At 60.1% G+C, this 18,989-nt stretch carries 14 protein-coding genes; 6 read left to right on the top strand and 8 right to left on the bottom strand.

Translation table 11 applies throughout. From position 1 onward, the window contains the following. Nucleotides 1–2: 2 nt before the first annotated feature. From NKH12_RS06260 to NKH12_RS06245, 4 genes are read right to left on the bottom strand one after another with little or no spacing between them, the layout of a single operon-like run. Nucleotides 3–1,103, bottom strand: coding sequence for a glycosyltransferase family 4 protein (locus NKH12_RS06260; protein WP_352952332.1), 1,101 nt, complete (start codon nt 1,101–1,103; stop codon nt 3–5). Next, nucleotides 1,088–2,380 carry a TIGR04295 family B12-binding domain-containing radical SAM protein gene (locus NKH12_RS06255; protein WP_352952331.1) on the bottom strand — a complete coding sequence of 431 codons (1,293 nt, stop codon included), beginning with the start codon at nt 2,378–2,380 and terminating at the stop codon, nt 1,088–1,090. Before NKH12_RS06255 ends, NKH12_RS06260 begins: the two co-directional genes overlap by 16 nt. Beyond that, a complete protein-coding gene (locus tag NKH12_RS06250) occupies nt 2,377–3,444 on the bottom strand; it encodes an NAD-dependent epimerase/dehydratase family protein (protein ID WP_352952330.1) in 1,068 nt (355 codons plus the stop codon). Before NKH12_RS06250 ends, NKH12_RS06255 begins: the two co-directional genes overlap by 4 nt. Next, nucleotides 3,441–4,547, bottom strand: a complete 1,107-nt coding sequence (locus NKH12_RS06245; protein WP_352952329.1) for an NAD-dependent epimerase/dehydratase family protein — start codon at nt 4,545–4,547, stop codon at nt 3,441–3,443. Before NKH12_RS06245 ends, NKH12_RS06250 begins: the two co-directional genes overlap by 4 nt. Nucleotides 4,548–4,840: 293 nt before the next feature. On the opposite strand from NKH12_RS06245, the gene NKH12_RS06240 reads away from it, so the two are divergent. Next, nucleotides 4,841–5,113 carry a hypothetical protein gene (locus NKH12_RS06240; RefSeq protein ID WP_352952328.1) on the top strand — a complete coding sequence of 91 codons (273 nt, stop codon included), beginning with the start codon at nt 4,841–4,843 and terminating at the stop codon, nt 5,111–5,113. 184 nt (nt 5,114–5,297) lie between these two features. On the opposite strand, the gene NKH12_RS06235 is transcribed toward NKH12_RS06240, so the two are convergent. Beyond that, nucleotides 5,298–5,894 (bottom strand): response regulator, encoded by a 597-nt coding sequence (locus tag NKH12_RS06235; RefSeq protein ID WP_352952327.1) that lies wholly within the window; start codon nt 5,892–5,894, stop codon nt 5,298–5,300. Nucleotides 5,895–6,258: 364 nt separating this feature from the next. On the opposite strand from NKH12_RS06235, the gene NKH12_RS06230 reads away from it, so the two are divergent. The 4 genes from NKH12_RS06230 (at nt 6,259) to NKH12_RS06215 (ending at nt 13,987) form a co-directional block, all read left to right on the top strand. Then, complete coding sequence (locus NKH12_RS06230; protein ID WP_352952326.1) at nt 6,259–9,351, top strand: CheR family methyltransferase; 3,093 nt, start codon at nt 6,259–6,261, stop codon at nt 9,349–9,351. Next, nucleotides 9,348–9,707: a response regulator gene (locus NKH12_RS06225; protein WP_352952325.1), complete on the top strand. Its 360-nt coding sequence runs from the start codon at nt 9,348–9,350 to the stop codon at nt 9,705–9,707. Before NKH12_RS06230 ends, NKH12_RS06225 begins: the two co-directional genes overlap by 4 nt. Nucleotides 9,708–9,904: 197 nt before the next feature. Beyond that, nucleotides 9,905–10,123, top strand: a complete 219-nt coding sequence (locus tag NKH12_RS06220) for a hypothetical protein (protein WP_352952324.1) — start codon at nt 9,905–9,907, stop codon at nt 10,121–10,123. A gap of 1,344 nt (nt 10,124–11,467) precedes the next feature. Continuing rightward, nucleotides 11,468–13,987, top strand: coding sequence for a caspase family protein (locus NKH12_RS06215; RefSeq protein WP_352952374.1), 2,520 nt, complete (start codon nt 11,468–11,470; stop codon nt 13,985–13,987). Nucleotides 13,988–14,745: 758 nt separating this feature from the next. Here NKH12_RS06215 and NKH12_RS06210 read toward each other — a convergent pair. After that, nucleotides 14,746–15,327, bottom strand: coding sequence for a DUF6931 family protein (locus NKH12_RS06210; RefSeq protein WP_352952323.1), 582 nt, complete (start codon nt 15,325–15,327; stop codon nt 14,746–14,748). Nucleotides 15,328–15,515: 188 nt separating this feature from the next. Here NKH12_RS06210 and NKH12_RS06205 point away from each other — a divergent pair, with 188 nt between their 5' ends. Further along, entirely contained in the window at nt 15,516–16,046 is a 531-nt protein-coding gene (locus NKH12_RS06205) for an OmpA family protein (protein ID WP_352952322.1), read from the top strand. A 100-nt stretch (nt 16,047–16,146) separates the two neighbouring features. Here the strand turns inward: NKH12_RS06205 and NKH12_RS06200 are convergent, their stop codons facing one another. Both NKH12_RS06200 and NKH12_RS06195 read right to left on the bottom strand, forming a co-directional pair. Then, on the bottom strand, nt 16,147–18,480 hold the full coding sequence (locus tag NKH12_RS06200; protein ID WP_352952321.1) for a M23 family metallopeptidase: 2,334 nt from the start codon (nt 18,478–18,480) through the stop codon (nt 16,147–16,149). After that, nucleotides 18,477–18,983, bottom strand: a complete 507-nt coding sequence (locus NKH12_RS06195) for a DUF1036 domain-containing protein (protein ID WP_352952320.1) — start codon at nt 18,981–18,983, stop codon at nt 18,477–18,479. The genes NKH12_RS06200 and NKH12_RS06195 overlap by 4 nt, the downstream gene beginning before the upstream one ends. Nucleotides 18,984–18,989 lie beyond the last annotated feature (6 nt).

Genomic DNA, 18,989 nt, shown 5'->3' with positions numbered 1-18,989 from the left:
CGTCAGCGTTCCGCAACGGCCAGGGCGGCCCGATCATAGATGTCGTGCATGGCCGCCGCTTGCCTTGCCGGTGAAAACTTGCGCGCTCGGCGTGCGGCGGCTTCGCCGAGACGGCGCCTATACTGGGCGTCGCCAGAGAGACAATCGACACATCTGGCGAGATCGCGTGGATCATGGACGTCGTAGAACATAGCCGCGCCGTTCCACAATTCGCGATAGGTCGTGATGTCGGCAAGCACCAAAGGTGTTGCGGATGTGGCTGCCTCCAGCACGGCAAGGCCGAAGGGCTCGTAGACGGACGGCGATACGAAGATGCCGGCCCGCGCCATCAACAGACGCACCTCATCGTAGCAGACAGAACCCAGAGGGACGACGTTGCTGAAATCGGCGCGTTGCCCATCGACACCCTGCAGCGGCCCGGCAGCGAAGACCGGCCATTTCGTCAACGATGCTGCCTGGTCCAGCGTAACTGCATTCTTTCCTTCATCCCACCAGCGCGCGGCGGCGAGAACCACTGCTTCCCGCCTCTCGGCCTTTGGACCCGGCTGCGTGCCGTTGCTGACAACGCTCAGGCGAGCGATCGGCCCGTAGCAGGCCTCGAGCATGTCGGCATGGCTGCGGCTGGGCGCGATTACCGCATTTGCCCAATTGAAACCGCGTCTGTTGCGGTCCTTCTGCCAGCCCCATTCGCCGTCCACAGCCTGTCCCCTGACGGCGTGGAGCCACGTCACAACGCATGAATGCGAGACCGCCACGACCGGGCACGGCACATCAAGTCCCACGGCCTGAGTCGGCGCATTGAGATGGACGAGGTCGATCGCGTAATCACGAACAAGTGCGCGCAGTTCCTGCGGCAATCTTTCCAGATCGCCCTCATTGCGGGTCATCCAGTCCGGCGGTGTCTTGAGCCACGCCAAGGCCGCGAAAGCCTCTGCCTCCTTCGCCTGTTCCTCGGACGGTTCCGGGCCTAACCCGGCGAGCACGATGCTGGCGCCGCCGTGAGCCAGTTCCCGCGCCAGATCCAGCGCGTAGCGCCAGACGCCGCCGACGGCATCGACGGTCATCAGGATTCGCCGCGAGCGCCGGATCAGTGACTGCAACATGTCGCCTCCAACTCGGCCAGCGCACGCGGACGCTTCTCCTGGATGTCGCTGAACGTCCGGAACGAGGCCAAATAATGCTCGTGGGCGCGCTCCCAGGCGAGATCGTCGGGCTCGCCCCAAAGCTCGCGATAGCTGGGCGAACTGGGGTAGGGATAGAGCGGCACCGGTTCGTTGGCCCACACACCGCGGTCGATGAGGTGCTTGCGCCAATGGTCGACCAGAGCGGGATCGTCCTCGACCACCCCGATCAGATTGGCCTGGACGAACGGGACGTGACGTCGTGCATTGACCAGCAGCGCGGCCAGTTCCTCGGTGCCCAGCCGGCAACGCTTTGCCAGCATGGCCCGGCCTTCCACGGTCAGGCTTTCAAGGCCGGCTTCGATCGAAACGCAGCCGGCGGCACCCAGCAATTCCAGGAGCTCCGGTTTCCAAAGGTCGATGCGGGTCTGCACGCCGAACTTGACGTCGCGATCGACCAGTGCCTCCAGAAGCGCCTTCTGTGGCAGGAAGATCTCGTCGATAAAATAGATGTAGCCGACGCCTTGCCCGATCAGCTGATCGATTTCCGCGATGATCGCATCATGGTTCCTGCGGCGGTAGGCGTCGCGGAAATCGATCTTGGCGCAGAAGCTGCAATTGTAGGGGCAGCCGCGAGACGCCTCGACCTCCGCTCCGAAACCCACCTGATCGTCGTCGAACCGGTGGTGATGGTGCGAATGCGCGGCAATCCAATCGGATGGCCAGCTGAGGGGCGGATGATCGACAAACGAACTGGCGTGGACGCCGCCATTGGCGACAAGTTTTCCCTCGTAGAAATGAGCGGTGTGGGGCACGGCTCCCCAATCGTCACGGCGGGCGAGTTCGGCGACGACCTCTTCGCATTCGCCGCGCACGACGACATCGACGCCCAGCTTGCGCAGTGTCGGCGCAGGCGTCGCCGAGCCGTGCGGTCCGACAGCCACTGTGCGGCCGCCGCGCCCGGCGAGGCGGTTGAGGAAGTCGGCAGGCACGCGCAGCTCGGGCGGCGCGCAGCGCCAGAACAGATAGGTCGGCGCCGTGCTGACGACGGTCATGGCTGGTGAGAAAGCGGCGACGCGATCGGCAAGTGCTGTGTTGTCCAGCTTCTGGATTTGCCCGTCCAGCATCAGCACCTGATGGCCGTCGGCCTCCAGCAAAGCTTTCGAGTAGCCCAGTTCCAGCGGCAAATGCGGCTGGCGGCAGCCGAAATAGATGCTGTCCTCGTAGGTCCAGAACGGATTGACCAGGGCGACTTTCATGCCACGTACCTCGCTGGTTCAGCCTCGAGGCGATGACGATGGAGCCAATCGGCGAGATCGCGGACGCCGTCGCGCCAGGAGACATGCGCTTTCCAGCCGAGCGTCGCTTCTATCTTGCGGGTGTCGGCGACAAAGAAAGGTTGGTCGCCGGTGCGTTCCCGGTCGTAGCGAATCGAGAGCTTTCGACCGGCCAGCTCGCCGATCTCCTCGAGCAGCATGCGCAGGCTGATGGCGTTGCCCGGTCCGCCGCCGAGATTGAATGCCTGCCCTTTGATGTCCTCGATCCGGGCAAGCACCCCGCGATAGGCCGCAACGGCATCGGAGACGTGAAGGATGTCGCGCACCTGCTTGCCGTTGCCGTAGATCGTGATCGGTCGGCGGGAAAGCGCGCTGAGCAGAAAATGGGCGACCCAGCCCTGGTCCTCCGTGCCGAACTGGCGCGGTCCATAGATGCAGCTCATGCGCAGCACCGCAGTCGGCAGATCGTACGACTTGGCATAATCGAGCACATATTGATCCGCCGCGCCTTTGGAGCAGCCATAGGGCGTGCAGAAATCCAGACCGCAGCTCTCGTCTATGCCGTTGGCGCGGATTGCGGCATCGCAGGGCACGCACCGATCGTCCTCTTCGCGCACGGTGACATCGGGGAGGCCGCCATAGACCTTGTTGGTGCTGGCGAAGATCACAGGGATGCGCTTGCCACTCCGGCGAGCCGCTTCCAGGACGTTGAAGGTTCCGCGAAGATTGATGTCGAAATCTTCGCTTGGCTGAACGAGGCTCGTGGTGACGGCGGTCTGCGCGGCAAGATGGAATATCGCCTTGGAATGCGCCACAAGCGGCGCCAGCACGTCCGCGTCACGGACATCGGCGGTTTCCACGGCAAGTTGATTACCGTGCTTCTGCGCCAGCCACGCCAGATTCTGCTCGACGCCCGGACGGCTGAGATTGTCGATGACCAGCACCGGCACCCCATCCGACAACAGGCTGTCGGCGAGGTTCGAGCCGATGAAGCCGCTGCCGCCGACGATGGTAACCGGCGCTTCAGGAAAACCGTCCGGCCTCATGATACCAGTCCTCGCTCTTCGAGCTCCCGTTTCATGTCAGCCCCGCGGTCGATGGCGACCGTGTTGCGAACCCATGCGACGAACTCGCCGAGTGAATCCTCCAGCCGGTGCTGCGGCTCGAAACCGAGCAGTTCGCGCGCCTTCGAGATGTCGGCGAAGCAATTGCGGATATCGCCGGCACGCGCCTTGCCGAGGATTTCAGGCAGGCGTTCCGGCACACCCATAGCATCGGCGAGCAGCCGAGCGACCTCGCTGATCGCATAGGCCCGTCCACTGCCGATGTTGATAACGTGGCCGCGCGCCTGGCGTTGTTCCAGCGCCAGGCGGAAGGCACGGGCGACGTCGCGCACATGCACGAAGTCGCGCTTCTGCTCGCCATCTTCGAAAATCATCGGCCGCTGGCCGTTGGCGAGGCGTGAAGCGAAATTCGCCAGAACGCCGGTGTACGGGTTTGACAGCGCCTGTCCTGCGCCGAAGACGTTGAACAGGCGCAGCGCCACCGCGTCGACGCCATAGGCTTCCCCAAAGATCAGAACGGCGCGTTCCTGGGCGTATTTCGTCAGTGCGTAGATAGAGGCGAGATCAACCGGCTTTTCCTCGTCCGTCGGCAGCGGCGACAGGGTTTCATCGGCCGCCGACAGCGGATTCCATTGCCCGCTCTTGATGTCGTTCGCCTGCCGGCGTGCATTGTCGACACGGCGACCGCCTGGCGTGGCATAGAGACCCTCGCCGTAGACGCTCATCGACGAAGCGACGACGATCCGCTCGACGGGACGTTTGATCAAAGCTTCAAGCAAAGTGGCGGTGCCGAGGTCGTTCGCGCCGACATAGCGGGCGATCTCGTACATGGACTGCCCGACGCCGACCTCGGCGGCCAGATGGATGACGGCGTCGACGCCTTGGAGCGCCTCGGCGACAGCGTCGCGATCGCGAACGTCGCCTTTGATCAGTTCGGCTCCTGCCGGCAGGCTGATCGCCTCGCCGCTGTGCACCTGTTCCAGCAACGCATCGAGAATGCAGACAGTATAACCATGTTCAACGAGTTCCTGGACGACGTGGCGGCCGATGAAACCGCACCCTCCTGTAACCAGTATGCGTTTCACGACAACTCCTTACGCAGATGGCCTTGGCGCCCCGAACTGTTTGACAAAAGGTTTGTTCCCTCTGCTTCAACAAAGATGGTTTTGGGGAGGCTGCAACCTGAGGTGAACGCATTGCGAACGAGCCTTGGGCCATGCGCTGGAACATTGCAGCTTCTTTGGGGTTAGGGCGCTCATCCGGCCCGTGGGCGGAAGAAGTGGATGGCAGCTGGCGATCGAAGCGGTATCGCGTAGCAAGCCAGACCTGATCATGAGACTCAGACGCCTGCAAAGTCTGTTTAAAAAGGGAGATTTCAATGTCTGAATCGAAGACAACCACCAATCATGACGACATCCGCCAATGGGCCGAAGATCGCGGTGGCCGACCTGCGGTTGTACGAACCAAGGGCGAGGGCGGCATCTTGCGGATCGACTTTGGCGAACCCGAGGAGGAGCTCGAACCCATCGAATGGGACGAGTTCTTCCGGATTTTCGACGAAAACAACCTGGCCTTCCTCTACCAGGACGAAACCGGTGGGGGGAAAACCAGCCGATTTAACAAGTTCGTCGACCGCAACCAGAAAGGCTGAGGCTGCTTTAGTCGGCGGAGTCGGGCAGCTTGTAAAGCGCCTCACATTCTGACAGAGAACTTTACTCTAGCTTCCTGTTTGCACGACTTTTTTCGGAGTTTGAAAAACCAACCGGTCTTTCCAAACATTCAGACCTGGAAAGGAACCATAGTTAACGCTCGGCGGTTGCGGAACGGTCGCAGCATCAGTGCAACAGGCTCGGCCCACCAGATTTGGCAATGTTTCGCATGATGCCGTTCAGCCAATCTTCGGTCGACACGCCGGCCCGCCTCCTGTCAATCTCGCCGATGGCGCGCTCCAGCGTTCGTTCGACGAGCCGGTCGGAAGCACCGACGTCGCCGAGAAGCAGACGCGCCGCGAGCCTGAGCTTGGGCAGAAGTGAAAAGACATTGTCGGACAAGTTCACGCGAGGGCCACCAGCCAAGCCCAATCTTTCCGGAGGAAACAAGGCATCGAAGATGGCGTCGCTATCCGACGATTTTCGAAGACTGCTAGCGTGGCGCAGACGTTCGGGAATGACGATGTCCTCGTCACCGCTGAAAAACACGAAGGGAACGCCGCGGCGCATCAGTTCGTCTGCGATCGGAAACACCCGCCGGCCGTTCAGGTTGACGTCGAGGATCGCGGCCTCAGCCACCTCGGTATGCATAGACGCGTGTTCGACTGTAGCTGCCGGTCCGAGGACGACCGCGCCCATATTACCAAAATACCTCGCAAGATCCCCGGCCAATACCCAGTCATCCTCGACGATCAGGATGTGCACCCCTCTCAGATCGCGCACCTCATCGTCCTCTCTTCGAGCGAAATTTCCAATCCCCCGCATGGGCTTGTTCAGAATGTTCTCGCAAGGCTTCCTGCAATCGTTTCGCCAGAACGAGCATGCGGGGCGGAATGGATTCGTTTCCCGGCAAGCCCAGATAATCCGAGGAGTGCAACAACGCTCGTTTTGTCAGCTTTAGGTCAGGTGTGCGTTTTGTCATTGGAGTTCCACAATGGTCCGACGTTAACGCCGTCTGCACGGACTTGTTCCGGCCCTCTTGCACGTTATATGCTGGATGTTGCGTTCAGCCCAGTCGTGGGTTTTGGGTCGATTTGGCGGCCTGTCGTCTAGGCTGTTCAACCGAGGGCTTGCGGTGACATCCCAGATGAAGAGATTTCCCATTGTGGGCGTCGGCGCGTCAGCCGGCGGCATCCCTGCAATGGAGGGTCTGTTCAAAGGCATCACCGGCCAGCCCGGCATGGCGTTCGTCATCGTGACCCATCTCAGTCCCGGGCGCGAAAGCCTGCTTCACGAGGTCGTCAGACGTTACACGCAAATGCCGGTTGTCGTCGTCGAGGACGCCACCACTGTCCTGTCTGACCACGTCTATGTGATGCCGCAAAACGTCGTTCTCACGATTGAGAAGGGAGTGCTGCACCTGCGGCAATCCAACGTGCTCAGCCGCGAGCGTAAACCGATCGATATCTTCTTTAGCGCGCTGGCCGAGGATCAGGGCGAATACGCGGTGGGGGTCATCTTGTCGGGCGGCGATTCCGACGGCACGCTGGGCGCGAAGGCAATCAAGGAGCGTGGCGGCCTGACGGTCGCCCAGGCCCCCGACGGCTACGGTCCGCGCAACCCCGATATGCCGAAGAGTGCGATATCCAGCGGGCTGATCGATATTGCGGCGCCCGCGGAGGAAATCGGTGGGAAGCTCGAGGGATTCGCCCGCAGCTTCGATCTGCTGAACGGGGTTGCCGAGGACGGCCGCCAAGAGACAGCAGACATGGGTCGGATTCGCGATGAGATCTACGGCATTCTGCAGGGCCAGTCCGGCCACGATTTCTCCGGCTACAAGACCAAGACATTCCTGCGTCGCATAAAGCGGCGCATGCAGATCGCACAGCTTGATTCGATTGAAGAGTACGTCGAATGGCTGAAGAAAGACGCTCGCGAGGTGATGCACCTCTTCCGCGATCTTTTGATCAATGTCACCGATTTTTTCCGTGATCCCGATGCGTTCAAGCTGCTCGAGGAGAAGATCATACCGCAGTTGTTCGAGGGCAAGACTGCTAACGACTCTGTCAGGATCTGGGTGCCTGGCTGCGCCACCGGGGAGGAAGTGTTCTCCATCGGCATGCTGTTGCGCGAACACATGGAGACGCTTTCGGTCGTGCCACGGGTCCAGATATTTGCGACTGATATCGATGAGCCCGCACTTGCGGTGGCGCGCGCGGCGCGTTACCCAGCGGCATTGCTGCAAGGGCTCTCGGCAGAACGCAAGCAGCGTTTTTTCAGCAGCGACGGCGAGAGTTACGTGCTTGCCAACGAGGTACGGGAGCTGTGCGTCTTTTCTTCCCACAGCGTCGTTCGCGACCCGCCCTTTTCACGCATGGACATGGTTTCATGCCGCAACCTACTGATCTATTTCGGCTCGGACATCCAGAACCGGGTCATTCCGATCTTCCATTACGCGCTGAAGCCGGGTGGTTATCTTTTCCTCGGCACGTCCGAAAGCGTCGGCCAGCACGACGTCCTCTTCGCCACCGTCGACAAGAAGAAGCGCATTTTTCAGGCGCGCGAACACGCCTCGCCACACATAAGACTGCCGATGCTGATCGGCGAAGGCCGTTCGGGTGCCTTCCTGGCCGCGGAGCCGAGGAAGGGGACCGCCAGCTACCCGCTTCGGCAGACGGTCGAGGCACACGTGCTGGAGCGTTTCGCGCCGCCGCATGTTGTGGTGAATGGCGATGGTGACGTCGTCTACTATTCGGCGCGGACCGGCCGATATCTCGAAGCGCCGCAAGGCATTCCGAGCCGGCAAGTGCTGACTTTGGCCCGCGCCGGGCTAAGGCTCGACTTGCGCGCCGCGTTGCGGGAAGCCACCACGACGCGCCGCACCGTCGTGCGGGAGAATGTCGTCGTCGACGAGGACGACGAACAGGCCCAGTCGATCAAACTCACTGTCGAGCCCTTGGCGGAACGCGGCAAGGGCGAACGGTTTTATCTTGTCCTGTTCGAACCGTCAGGGCCGCTGCAGGCGCGGTCCGATGTGGAACGCGAAAATCGCGATGGCGAAGGCGCTGCTGATCTCGAGCGGGAGCTGCGCGAAACCCGGGAGCGACTGCAGTCGACGATCGAGGAGTACGAAACGGCGCTGGAAGAGCTGAAATCGTCGAACGAGGAACTTGTCTCCGTCAATGAGGAGGCGCAGTCGACCAATGAGGAGCTTGAGGCCTCGAAGGAGGAGATGCAGTCGCTCAACGAGGAACTCAACACAATTAATTCGGAGCTGACCAACAAGATAGAAGAACTCGACCGCGCCAACAGCGATTTGCGGAATCTGTTCGAAAGCACGCAGATCGCAACCATTTTTCTCGACCGCAATCTTGTGGTGCGGACCTTTACTCCGGCGGCCTCGTCTTTCTTCAGCCTGCGGCCATCCGACGTCGGCCGGCCGCTGACCGAGCTTTCGAGCCAACTCGACTATCCCGAGCTGAAACAGCACATCGATGCCGTGTTCGAAACCGGGGAGACCCTGAACCATCATCTGGCGCGCGACGACCAGGGCCGGTTTTATATGGTTCGCATCAATCCGTATCGCGACAATGACAACAGGATCCAGGGCGTCGTGGTCACGCTGGTCGATGTCACCACATTGGCCGAGACGGAAGAGCAAAACCGGGTGCTCATTTCGGAGCTGAACCACCGCGTCAAGAACATGCTGGCGGTAGTCGTCAGCATCGCCAACCGCACCCGTGAAAGTTCGGAATCGAAGGAAGAGTTCGCCGAAGCGCTGATCGGTCGCCTACACGCCATGTCGCGGGCTTACGGTCTGCTGTCGAAGGAACGCTGGAAAGAAGCTTCGATCAACGAACTGCTGCGTCAGGAGCTCGAACCTTTCAGCATTGACCGGTTCGAACTTGACGGCGCTGAGATGAAGCTTAGCCCGCAACAGGGCCTTTCCCTCAGCATGGCCATTCATGAACTGGCGACCAACGCCGCCAAATATGGCGCGCTGTCGAAGCCGCAAGGCAGGGTGGCGCTGAAGTGGTCGGCAGACGGCGACGTTTTCAGGCTTGCCTGGCGCGAGAGAGGCGGGCCGCCGGTCAGAAAGCCCGAAATCAACGGCTTCGGGCTTTCGCTGTTGCAGGGCGAGATCGGCTACCGGCTGGGCGGAAACGTCGAGACCGCCTTCAATCGGGATGGTCTTGAGGTCCAGGTCACAGTTCCGATGATGCGCAAGGAGACGCCGTGAGCGACCCGCTGCGCGTTCTGGTGGTCGAGGATGAATGGCTCATAGCCGAGGACATCGCTGCTTGTCTGCGCGCTTCGGGACATCAGGTGATCGGCCCAGCCCCTTCGGTGGCGGCGGGCCTTGGCCTTATCGGCGAAAATCACGTCGACGTGGCGCTGATGGATATTCAACTGCATGGCGAAACGAGCCTGGCGATCGCAGAAGAATTGCAAGCCCGCCACATTCCGTTCGCGTGTCTGACCGGATTTGGGCCGCGCGATGTTCCATCCGCCTTCGCCAACTTCAAATTTGTTCGCAAGCCGGCAGATCAGGCTGCCATTCTGAGTGCATTGGCTGAATTGGTCCGGGCGTCCTAGCTCGGTTCAACAGCCTGGTCGTGGATCGGCGCCTCGGCTTGTTCCGTCATTCGCCCAAAAAGGCGTGCGGTCCAGGACAATGTGCTACCTCAATCCCCGGTGGGACCGTTTGATCGAAAACGAACGCCGGCACTCGTTAATCGCTCGATGGGAACCATTTTCACTACTCGCTGTTCGGCTCCCAGAAGGAGCCGGACATGGAGCGACGTAACGCTGTACTTTCGCTGGTGATAGCAGCAATCATTATCATCGGCTTTCTCATTGGCTTTTTGTATGCCGATATGGGCTGGCGCACCTCGCCATTCAAAAGAGCGCCTGAGCAAAACCAAGGTGGGAACGCCCCGGCCGACACCTCGCCTGCCGCGGGCATCAAGAAGAACCCCAAAGAGAATACCGAGATGCCGGATCAGCAATAACGGCGATCCTTCGGGCATACAAACCGGGGAACCCATTGGCGACAAGCTGGATAGCCTCACCCAACGCCGGGAACCAATCGCTGGATCGGTTTTGCTGGTGATGTCAGACTTGCGTAGGCCGCTGGTTCCTGGCTGCCAACTCAGCGACCTCTTCGTCCGTCACGGAAATCTTCCCTGCGAGTATAAGCCACTTCTGACATTTGCGTATGGAACCACGCCGTGCTCAGGCTGCAGGGATGATAACCGGCCGACCCAATTGCTTCTCACCGATGCATCTTGATTGGCTCTCGCTGCGAGCCACTCCGCCCGCTCCCGTGTCAAGCCGATAAGGCAAGTGCCAGCGAAGTCCGCAGGCACATCCACAGTTGTATCGAACACGGCCCATGTGTTGGTCGGTTCCTGAACGGGCAAAAACCTCATAACAGCACCTGCTAATATACGGTACGAACTTACTGACGGAGCATTGTTCCGGCATCAACCAAACGAAGGAGAGTTTTTCGTTTTGACACGTGCGGCGCGTTGAGCCTCGGGCGGGCAAATTGGTCCAAGCGGCAGCGCTTTTGCGCGTCAGCTATCCGCCTTCGTGCTTCATCTTGCGGATAGTCGGCCTCAGCGTATCCCCCAAGGAACTGTCAGCTGGCTTGGGAGCGCTGCTCGGAACCAGGAAGCCACCCTTTAGCAACTCCAGGGCGTCGAGTGCCTCGTCATCCAGCAAATTTGTCAGAGCCACCCCATCTGCGAAGACAACCCTATCGTCGTCTATATCGTAGACCTCCCAAAGCCCTTGCTTATTTCTTCGAATGGCGTGCCGATGCTCCATAAGAAGACGCTAATTGAGTCTCGGAAATGGTGGGTAGAGAAAATCAGGGGTAGACCGATATTAGTAGTGGAAAACTCGGGGCGCTCTCTGACGCGTGGCGCGTGTACGGAGGTCAAGAGTGCAGGGCGGCGGTCGGGCCTGGCAGGCGGCAGCGGACGTTCGTCGCTGGGACGAAACATAGGTGCGCCAGCACGAGCTGTATTTTGTCGGGTGCATCGCAGACCACAACCGAGCTGCAACTTGCTACGATCAGAATGCCGGCCGCGCGTGGTCCGAGGGGATCAAGCAGCGAGGTCGAGAAACCGTCTGACAATCATTGCGGACACTCGGCCTCTGATGTAATTTAGGGTCTGATCAAGTGAGGAATATACCGCTGTCGCGACGGCTTTTCTCTCTTTTCTGTCTCGGCAGATAGCATGCTCTCTAACGGACCTTGGCACTGCAAGCTGCGTTCTTGTGGTCGCTAGGTAACAGCGGTTAAGGGATTTGCCATGCTCCGACGTTGCGGATTCGTTGCGGCCTTGATGCTCGCAAGCGTCACGACTTTCGAGGCTGCTGCAGTCGAACGAAGGGTCGCCTTTGTAATCGGCAACTCCGATTACAAAGAAATCTCGGCCCTCAAGAACCCGGCCAAAGATGTGGTGGACGTATCCAACACGTTTCGAGCGGCTGGTTTTGACGTTTTTGTCGCGAGCAATCTTACAAAGCTGCAGTTTGAAGGCCAGTTCCGCAACTATCTTGCCGCTGTGGACGGGGCGGATGTAGCTGTCGTCTACTATTCCGGTCACGGCTTTCAGATCGGCGGCGAAAATTTCCTGATCCCTGTCGATGCCTCGTTGAAAGATGCGGCGGACGTCGAGGTCCAGGCAATCAAGCTGAACGATGTGCTTCAGCAGATGCGTTCGAAATCGAAGATCCAGGTGATCATCCTCGATGCTTGCCGCAACAATCCTTTCCCTCGCAAGGATTATTGGCTCAGGGACCAGCTTCTTTCCGCCAGCGGCACGGGCCTTGCGGAAGTAAGAAGCTCGCTGAACACACTGATTGCTTTCGCCACCGAACCCGGCGCGGTTGCCTATGACGGCGCCGGCGACCTCAGCCCATTTTCATTCGCATTTTCTCGCCGCGCCTTGGCCCCGAACCAGGAGATCCGCACGGTCATGGCGGCCGTGCGCCGGGATGTGGTTGAGGCTACTAAGGGCCTGCAGGTTCCCTGGGAGAACTCTTCGCTGATCGATGAAGTCGTTCTGATGCGTCGCAGCAGCCGCCCCTCTCTACCGCCCGTGTTGGAGAAAATCGTGTTGTCCGGGGTCGGGCCTGTCGATCTGAACCTCCCGGAACCGGTGGAGGTCGACGGCGGATCAATCACCGTCAGCATCGAAAGACCGCCCGCACTGGGACGTCTCATGCTGAACGGCAAGGTTGTCCAGGCGGGGGATCTGATACAGGGCAAGGATCTGCCGCGTTTGCAAATGGATGTCCCGAAGGGAACTGGCGAGCCAGAAGAGATGGATATGCTGGCCTACGCCGCACGCGACAATTGGGGCGGCGAAGCCAGGGGCATGCTGGTGTTCCGGGTCAAGAGCGGCGAAGGAACCCAGGGCGAACAGGTGATGGCATCGCTCGAAGCCGAGCAGAAGCAGCAGGTGCTGCAGCGCGGCATTCATGTCACCGGTGCGGCCGAGGCGATCGAGAACCGGGAGGTCGACGTTCCGGTCGGCATCGGCGCGGTTGCCCTGAACCTGGATCTCCCGACAGACGATGCGGCGGTCAGCCTGAAAGTCACGAACTATCCGGCAACGGGAACGCTGTCCCTGCCGGATCGGACCCTGTCGCCCGAATCGAGCTTGACGGTCGGTGAAGTCGAGGGGCTGCGCTATGAGCCCCAGATCGGAGCCAGCGCACCGGTCGAGATCGCCTTCGAAATTCGGGCGGACAGTGGAATATCCAAACCCGCCAAAATGAAGCTCTCGCCAAGCGTCGATCCTTGCGACTTGGCTGCCGGCGAACCTCTTGACCTTCAAGGGGTCGTTCCCGGCCTGCTGCCAAATGAAATCGGCGCCGACGCGGTGAAGCTCTGCGAGGCTGCGGTGAAGGCATATCCCGATGTCGCCCGCTTCCGCTACGAACTGGGTCGCGCGCTGCTTGCGGCCGGCAAGGTGGACCAGGCCAGGAAAGCCATACAACAGGCCGCCGATGGGGGACACGTGCGCGCAGTGTTCGAACTCGGCTACCTCTACGCGACCGGAACAGGCGTGGCTGTCGACCGCAAGCAAGCCAACACCTTCTACGCGGCTGCGGCCGACAAGGGCGATCCTTACGGGATGACGTCGTGGGGCCGAGCCTTGTTCCATGGCTCCGGCGTCGAGCGCGATACGGCCAAGGGGCTGGACCTGCTGCTCAAGGCGGCGGCGATGGGTCACACATATGCCATGAACGATCTCGGCGCGATCTTCACCGAAGGCCGCAACGGTGTGACCGCAGATCAGGCCCGTGCCGTTGCCTTCCTGGAGGCTGGCGTCGAGCGGCAGGACATGTATTCGATGAACCTGCTTGGCCGGAACTATCTGTCCGGCGCGGGCGTCGAAAAAGATCCGAAAACGGCGCTGGCCCTGTTTCAGAAAGCCACCGAACTCGGCCAGCCCTACGCTCCAAGCAACCTAGCGCGCATGTACCGCGACGGCGTGGGCGTGGAGCGCAACCCGGCGGAAGCGCAAAGACTGTTCGAGATGGCGACCATGCGGGGCGATGAGTATGGTGCATTCGATCGCGCGGTTCTCGAAATGGAAAAGGGCGAAAAGGCCGACCAGGCCACCGCCGTCCGCTTTCTTGCATTTGCGGCCGCGCTGGATTTTCGCAACCAACTGCCAGAGGCCCGGACGAACCTCGCAAATTTCGGCACGAAGGTGAAAACGACGGCGTTGAAGCAGCTGCGCCGGGAACTCAAATCGAAGTTTCCTGCGTCCGGTTCGCTGGACGACCAACTGGTCGGCGCGGCCAGGCGGGTCTGGGAAGAAGCCAACCCGCGTCGGGACGTGTTTTAATCAATCAGGAGGCAAATGGTGCGCAGGACCTTCAAGCACGCAATCGTCGGAACAGCCCTGTCCGGCATCCTGGTGGGGCTCACAGGCTGCACGTCCTTGATGCCACCCGAACCAACGCCGCTGGTGGAGACGTCACCGCCGAGGGTCGTTCGCAGGACACCTGTAGAGCAGAAGGTCGTCAAGGCCGCTCCCAAACGGGTGGTGACGAAAAAAGTGATCAAGCCGGTTGAGGTAGAGCCTGTTGCCGCACCTCCTGTGATCGTTCCTCCTCTGCGAGGCGGAGGCGGAGGCGGAGGCGGAGGCGGCGGCTGGGGATAAGCCAACTTCCGTTTCGCTTTCACGAAAGCTCGCGCAACATCACGGGGCGGATCGGAGGATGCCGCACCATGTCGTTCTCGACCGCACCGCGAAGATCTAGGGATGACGTATAACGTTGATACACTGCCTGGCTTCGAAAGACCCTATTTTTTTCCGACCATCCTATAGACTTCGGCGATTCCGCAATCGACGGAAGAGCGATCAAAGGCAAGCCACGCTTCAGTCCGGTGGAAGGGCTCGACAAGGCAATATGGGACAGGCACTGCGATGGCTGCCATGAATGGAAGGAGGCTCGGTTGTGCGAACAGGACGTTTCGCCACCGACGATGTCTCGGTGCTGCGGCTGCAACATCCGCTGGGGACACGTTTCAGGGTGGCGCTGGCCAAATGGGTCCAAGACGGCCGCAAGTAAGGCAAGCAATCAGAATCCGCACTGCGCTCTAATTTGCATCCGCTGATTGGCGCAGCGCCTCGATCTCCGCCATCTGAATGCCCATTTCGACAAACGCGGAAAGAACTGAAAAGCGGTCCTCCAGTGCAACACGAGCCAGTCCGGCCAGAACCCCCGCACTCACAGCATGGGCGGCAGGCATTGGCTGCAAGGTCGTAACCGCTGACGCGTCCATAGCCGAACCATTGCCATGCCATCCTGCAGCCAGGGCAATCCAGGCGGCAGGCGTTGTTGGCGGCATTCCTGCCGCAGCCTTGCTCACTTCTGGGCGATGGTGAGGGCTATCCGGTTCGCTGACCCAGTCACGAACAAGCGCGAGCAATTCCTGATCCGTGCGATCGAGCAGAACGGTGAGGTGGCTCAGGCACTCATGGGCCCACCACACCGCAGCCCGCTCGGGAAGCAGATAGGCACAGAACGTAATCGCCTCCTCAGGCACCCGCCCGGCAAGGAGCGCGCGGCAAAATTCGATTGAAGGCTGTTCGGTCGGAAGTGCCACCATGTCCCTGGAAACAGCGGGGCAGGCCATGAAAAGATCCCGTGCCGTTTTGAATCGAAGCTCGTTGGCCATGGCGCCACGCTTTCACTAGGGAACAATCGACATTGAAGCCCTGGACAGGGTGAGGTCAAGTCTCAGTCACGGCAACATGGAACTGCCTTCACCACTCGTATGCTTGACGTTTATTGACAGACAATCGATTCGGAATTTGGTATTGTCCGCAGTCGATGAAATCGGATGCTCAAACGGGAGTAACCGTCATGCAGTTGGGCAGTTTAGCCTTCGTGTTTACGGTCGCGGTTTTTTCGACCCACGCTTTTGCTGATCCGCTTCAGAAATCAGAAGACATCGTGAAGTTTTTTGACAGGGCGAGCGAGTTCGGCCCGGCACGTGGAATTTGCGTCGGCACCGAAGAGGAGTGCAACAGCAAGAATAAAGCAGCGCCGGCCGAAAAACCCAGCCTCGACATGCTGATCAACTTCGGCCTGGATTCTGCGGAACTCGATGCGACTGCCCGCGCTGAACTGGACGAGTTCGCCAAGGCACTGAAGGACAGCCGGCTGAGCACTCTGAACTTCGTTGTTGAGGGTCATACAGATGCGACCGGCTCGGCTGATTACAACGAGGGACTGTCGGAACGAAGAGCCAGATCGGTAACAACCTTCCTGACCTCTAACGGCATCGATCCTGCCCGCATCAAAGCGACAGGCTTGGGCGAAGCGAGTCCGCGCAACCCCAACCCATTCGATCCGGTAAACCGCCGGGTGGAAATGCGGATAAGGACTGAGTAGCTGGAGCGGGTGCGCTAGGCTAAGACCCCGCGCGTCCTTTTCGACGCGAACCGAAGGTCAGCGTAGCAAACCCGATCCGATTTCCGGGCCATGCGCCGGCTCAAAGCGCGTTCTGAACGGAACTCACCATAGCCGTGATCGCCTGCTTGTATTTTTCGAACTCGGGCGATGTCTGCCGGACTTCCGTCGTTGTCGTTGTCCGTTGGCTCACTTCAACCATCGCCGGGCTCAGCTTCCGCCCCATTTTCCTTTCGGCCCAACTGACGACATAGCTGGCGGATTTGCCAGTGAGAAACGGGTTGGCTTGAATGACGGCCGACCCGAGCACGGCGCTCAATTGCGCCGAACCCGGCGACGACAACACTTGATGGGCGCCTTCCATTCCCAGGAAATGACAGAGATAAAGCCGGCCGGCTGTGATCTGGTGGCCGCGCGCCCGAAGATAGGCTTCGCCTTCGCGCGCCAGGTTGCTGACCATCTCGCGCGAGATGGTGGCGTCATAACGCAGAGCGAGCAGGTCGGCGGTTGATAATGTCCGCGCAAGTTCGGGGCGATAGGTGTTCATCATCCTGATCCAGGTCTTCGTTATGAACTGACCGGCGCCGGTCGCCGAAGAAAGTGGGTTCTTGGCGCGGGCTTTGCCGCCACTTTCGACTTGAACGATACGGTCGGTCAGCGTTTCGACAGCGGAAGCGTCCGTCGCGATTGCCGTAACCGTGCCCAGCGGATCGATCGCCTGCCCATTGCGATAGAGTTCGAAATGCAGGTGCGGCCCAGTTGAAAGACCGGTGGTGCCGATATAGCCAATGATATCGCCTGCCTTCACCTTCGCGCCGACACCGGCCTTGTCCGCGAATTTCTGCATATGCGCATAGCGCGTCTCGCTGCCGTCCCCGTGCGAAATCTTCACCAGATTGCCGTAACCACTTCCATCACCCTGAAAGACGATTTCGCCGTCGAAGGCGGCGGCTATCGGTGTGCCCAGAGGCGCCGCCCAATCCACGCCCTTGTGGATACGAACGGTTCCGAGGATTGGGTGCTTGCGTGGCCCGAAAGTGGAGGTCATGACTCCGTTGACCGGGGTGACCATGCCGTTGGCGACTGTCAGCGAGCGAACCTGATCGTCGCCGCTAACGCATGCAAACTGGCCGTCGGTCTGCTGAAACACGAAACAGTCGAGGCTTTTTTCGCTACCCTGGACGCCAACATACAGCACCCGCCCGGCCGTCTCTTCCTTGCCACGAGGCCTTTGCGAATAGATCAGGACCAGACGTTGGTCTTCGCTGGCGAAGGCATCCAGATCCTGTCCTCTCGAGAGATACATGATCGCTTCTCCGATCACGCCGGTCGGGACTTTGTTGCGTGCTGCTGTCGAGTAGATTGCGTCGAGCAGCCGGTATTGCCTTTTGTGCGTGCCTTGAGCCTGCGCACCTGAGTAGTTGAACAGATCTTCGCGGACCCAGGGGTCCACACCAGACACAAACACACCCGCGGCGTTGCGCGTCAGCGTGCCGACAAATACGTTCTTGGCGTAGATCGAAACCTGCATAAGGGACATGGTTGTCGTCTCGCGAGTCGGCCTGAAACCGCGCATGGCGACGACATAACCTGGCTCAAGGCTTTCCCGATTGAAAAGCGCCTTCAGGGCTTCGCCTGCCAGCTTGGCATCCTCGGCAGAGAAATGCGCATCCAGGGCAACGCTGTCCAAGCTACGGTCGTTGAGAATCTTTACGAACGTGTCCTCGGTAGCCTCGTATCGTTGATATTCGCTGATGACATTTGCAACTGTTGTGTTGTCTTCGATCTGGGTTTTCCGGAACGCGGGAAGGGCTGCCTCGCCTGCATCGATTGTTTCGCCCCAACCTGCTTCGGCATCATCGGCCTCCACCTGCGGGTCCGAAGCAACCGGAGCCTCGTTTAGAACGGGCGGTGGCTGGATATCGTTTTGCAGATCGTTGGATGGCGCCGGCGCGGTCTGTCGCTGTGCCTGGAAGAATGCGAAATCTTCTTGCGTGGACGGTATCGTTGTCATGAACTTTTCGCTGGCGCTAAGCATCACGTCAGACAGGATTTCGATCTGGGGAGAAATTCCAGCCTGATCGAGTTCTGCCGGGCGCGGGATCACTTGGCTCTTTGTTGCGGCGCCGGTGTCGGGCGCAAGGGTGATCCACATCGGGTCGCCTGCGAGATCGATGATGGCAGGCACATAGACCGATGCGTCGGCTGGTACATCGTCGGTTCCCTCGACCGCGTGCAACTCCTCATCTTCGTCGCCAAACGACCAATAGTCCGCGGTGAGATAGAAGCCGGCAGCGATCGACAACAGGACAACCACAGCAAGACCGGCAAGGAGTCTGCGCCAGAGCCGGCGTCTGCGCAGGGCGGCGCGCGCCTGCTTTTTCAACCTGAAGCTTGTGTCGATACTGTGCGTCACGGATTGCTTCCGGTCAGAAAAAAGGTCCACCGCACCTGTTCAAGCGTATCGACTTCCAGAAATAGTGCGGCGATATGGCCGCGCTGCCAGCATTCATCGATGCCGCGTATCGAGAAACGCCGCCGGTCGATGCACATTTCGGTCGACCCAGTCAGGGTCGCATGGCCAAAAACGTCCGTCGCATAGATGTAAATGTACCGGTTCGTGAGTTCCTCGCGGATGACGTTCACGCACTGATTTGCGCCGATGGTCCACCAGCCGTCGGTCTGGTCCGCATTGTCGACCTTTTGGCCGACAGCGAGATTGACGACGTCGAGCGTCTGATTGCATACGGTGAATTCGGCGCGCGCTTCGTGGGGCGACAGGAGAGCCAGCAATGTCGCGCCCAATATGACCGTAAGTTTGATACGGCCTCTCAGGGCAAGCAGGCCGCGAAGCCAGTTACGCTGATTATTGAGCGGGACAGCGGTCAGGAAGGAAAAACGCGGGCGGCGGCGGTCCATCGGCGT

The sequence above is a fragment of the Mesorhizobium sp. M1322 genome, assembly GCF_040318085.1.
In the GTDB taxonomy this organism is placed as follows: Bacteria; Pseudomonadota; Alphaproteobacteria; order Rhizobiales; family Rhizobiaceae; genus Mesorhizobium.
The sequence above is the reverse complement of the archived record's forward strand: the minus strand, read 5'-3'. Positions and strand labels throughout refer to the sequence as shown.